The organism is Phytoactinopolyspora endophytica (genome assembly GCF_004138495.1).
Lineage (GTDB): Bacteria > Actinomycetota > Actinomycetes > Jiangellales > Jiangellaceae > Phytoactinopolyspora > Phytoactinopolyspora endophytica.
In genome coordinates this window covers 69,627-72,358 of sequence record NZ_ML142867.1, presented here as the reverse complement: position 1 = coordinate 72,358, position 2,732 = coordinate 69,627, and the positions used below count along the sequence as shown (strand labels likewise).

The window sequence follows — 2,732 nt, the reverse complement described above, 5'->3', positions numbered from 1 at the left end:
GATGACGCTCACCTCGGCCGGGACGTCCCGCTCGGCTCGCCACAGGGCGTGCAGCACACCGAGGGCCATCGTGTCGTTCGCGGCGAAGATCGCGGTCACCTCTGGGTCCCTGGCCAGCTCGGCGCCGAGCCGAGCACCCGACGCGCTGCTCCAGTCGCCGGTCAGCATGGGTGGGACTGGCCGCTCGGCCTGCTCGAGCGCTCTGCGCCAGCCCTCGGTCCGGAGCCGGGCGGCGTTCCAGTCGTCCGGCCCGGCGACGTGGTGCACGGTCCGGTGACCGAGGCCGAGGAGGTGGCTTGTCGCCTGCTCGGCGGCCGCCGCGGTGTCGGAATGGACCGCCGGGCCGTCGTAGCCGGGCACCTCGCTCGTGGTGATGAGCGGGACGGGCGATGAGACGAGGCCGAGGGAGTCGGCAGCGGACGCCCACGGCGCCATCACCACTATGCCGTCGCACCCGATCCGGGCCAGTGCATCGACGGCGTCCTGGAGCTCCTGCCGGCCCAGGGTCGTGACGTGCGCGACGATTGCCCGGTACCCGAGCTCGGCCGCGGCCGACTCGATGCCGCCCAGGATCGTCCCGGTGCCCTCGCCGGACGCGGCGTGCGTGACCACGCCGATGTGCTGCGAGAGGCCCACCGACAGCGCCCGCGCCAGCGCGTTGGGCTGGTAGCCGAGCGTGTCGATCACCTTGCGCACGCGGCGGGCGGTGTCCGCGTTCACTAAGCTGCTGCCGCGCGCGACCCGGGATGCGGTCTGCCGTGAGACACCGGCGAGACGTGCGACGTCGGTCAGGGTCGGTCGCTCGGGGCGAACGAGCCCCGGGCGCTCCGGAGGCGATGCCATCTGGTTCTCCTGTTCGTGGGACAAGTCGGCCTCAGCCGCGCCTGCGGGCAGACAGCCGTTAGGGCAAGGGTATTGCTACCGGTGCCAACTGTATCTATTGTTACCGGTAGCAAAGCTCCGGTAGCCGCCACCAACCACACGGTCGCGACTTCTGCTCCACCGATCCGATTCACCGTCTTTTGAAAGGTGAGGACACTATGGATACCTTCAGCAGCAACGGCCGCCCGCTTCGCGCAGCGTACGCCGCGATCTTCCTGATCGGCGCGTTGACGCTCTCGGCGTGCGGGGGCTCGGGCGACGGGACGGGTGGCTCCGACTCCTCTGACGACGTCGAGCTGAGCTTCCTCAACCAGTCGCGCGGCCAGGAAGAGGCCCTGACCGAACTCGCGGCGCAGTACAGCGAGGAGACCGGGGTCACGATCACCGTCGAGACCCCCGGACCGGCAGACTTCCCCGCCAGTCTGCAGTCCATGGCGCAGTCCGGCGACATGCCCGACCTGTACTCGGTCATCGACGCCTTCACCATGGCCCCCTACTTCAGAGCCGGCTGGGCGATGGACCTTGCGCCCGAGCTGGACGGCGATTGGGGCGAGACCTTTGACCCAGTTGCGCTCGAACTCGCGACGTACGAGGACGGCAACAACCTGGACATCCCCGCAGGCCTCTACTCGGTGCATTGGGACCTCACGTCCTACGGCCTCTACGTCGACCCCACGACCGGTATCGATCCGGAGGACCTGCCGCAGACAGTCGACGACCTCATTGGCACCCTGCAGGACGCCGGCTCGACTGGCCAGTTCTCGATCGCCGCATCGCAGGTCGGCCACCTCATGCAGACCTTCGCCTCGAACTACATGACCGACGAGGAGATAGAGGCGACGCTGAACGGCGAGGCGAGCTGGGAGACCGACGCGTGGCGTAGGACGTTCCAGCTCCTCGTGGACCTCAGAGACGCCGGCGTCGTCGCGAACGGCTCTATTCCAGGCGGATCGGACGACAACCCGAACGTCGAGCGAGCGTTCTTCAACTCCCGCACGGTGGGAGCCATCTTCGACAACACCGCGGCTGTCGCGGTCGCGGGAAGCACCGCACCGGACTACACGGACTACGTCACCATGGGGCTGCCCGCCGCCGAGGGGACCGAACCCGCACGCGCGGTGGTCCGTCTAGGCAAGGGCGCCGCCGTCAACCCGAATGGCGATCACCCTGACGAGGCACTCGCCTTCCTGGAATGGTTGACCGGGCCGGAGCAGCAGTCGGTGTTCGCCAACGAGGTAGGCGTCATCCCCACCAACGTCGACGTGGTCGAGGACGGCGACATGCTCGCCCCGATGAACGGCTTCGTCGCCGGTCTGTCGTCCGCGCAAACCGTGCGTGCGTCGTTCACTCCCGATGTCGTCGCGGCGATCGGCGCCGGCGCCCAGAGCCTGATGCTCGGCGAGGCGACGGTCGACGATGTGCTCGCTGACGTCCAGGCGGCCCAGGAGAGCGCATGACGGCCCCGGCCGTCCTGTCCCCTGCGCGGAGCCGGCCGGCTCCGCGCAGGGGACAGGGCCGCCGCCGCCGGCGCAGCCTCGTCGGCTGGCTCTTCCTCGGCCCCGCCGTCGCGCTTGTGGGGACCTTCACCATCGCACCGTTCTTCCAGGCGTTGCTGCTCAGCTTCCAGGAATGGGACGGCATCAGCCTCAACACCCCCTGGGTCGGGCTGGACAACTATCGGCGGGTGTTCGACGACCAGGTCTTCTGGGCATCGATGAAGAACGTCGTTATCTTCGGCCTCACCGGCTTCGTCTTGGGCAACGGCATCGCCCTGGCCATGGCCGTCGCCGTGAACAGCGCCAAGCGGGCGAGCGCGTTCTTCCGCACCGCATACTACCTGCCGAGCGTTT

The 2,732-nt window shown here is 68.8% G+C and carries 3 protein-coding genes; 2 read left to right on the top strand and 1 reads right to left on the bottom strand.

The genetic code is table 11. The annotated features are described in order from the left end of the window. Window positions 1–843, bottom strand: an 843-nt coding sequence (locus ELR45_RS28065) for a LacI family DNA-binding transcriptional regulator (RefSeq protein WP_165368171.1), incomplete at its 3' end; no start/stop codon positions are given. Between the two features lie 197 nt (window positions 844–1,040). Here ELR45_RS28065 and ELR45_RS28060 point away from each other — a divergent pair. Both ELR45_RS28060 and ELR45_RS35945 read left to right on the top strand, forming a co-directional pair. Then, entirely contained in the window at window positions 1,041–2,339 is a 1,299-nt protein-coding gene (locus ELR45_RS28060; RefSeq protein WP_129669269.1) for an ABC transporter substrate-binding protein, read from the top strand. Then, window positions 2,336–2,732, top strand: a 397-nt coding sequence (locus ELR45_RS35945) for a carbohydrate ABC transporter permease (protein WP_165368170.1), incomplete at its 3' end; no start/stop codon positions are given. The genes ELR45_RS28060 and ELR45_RS35945, both read left to right, overlap by 4 nt.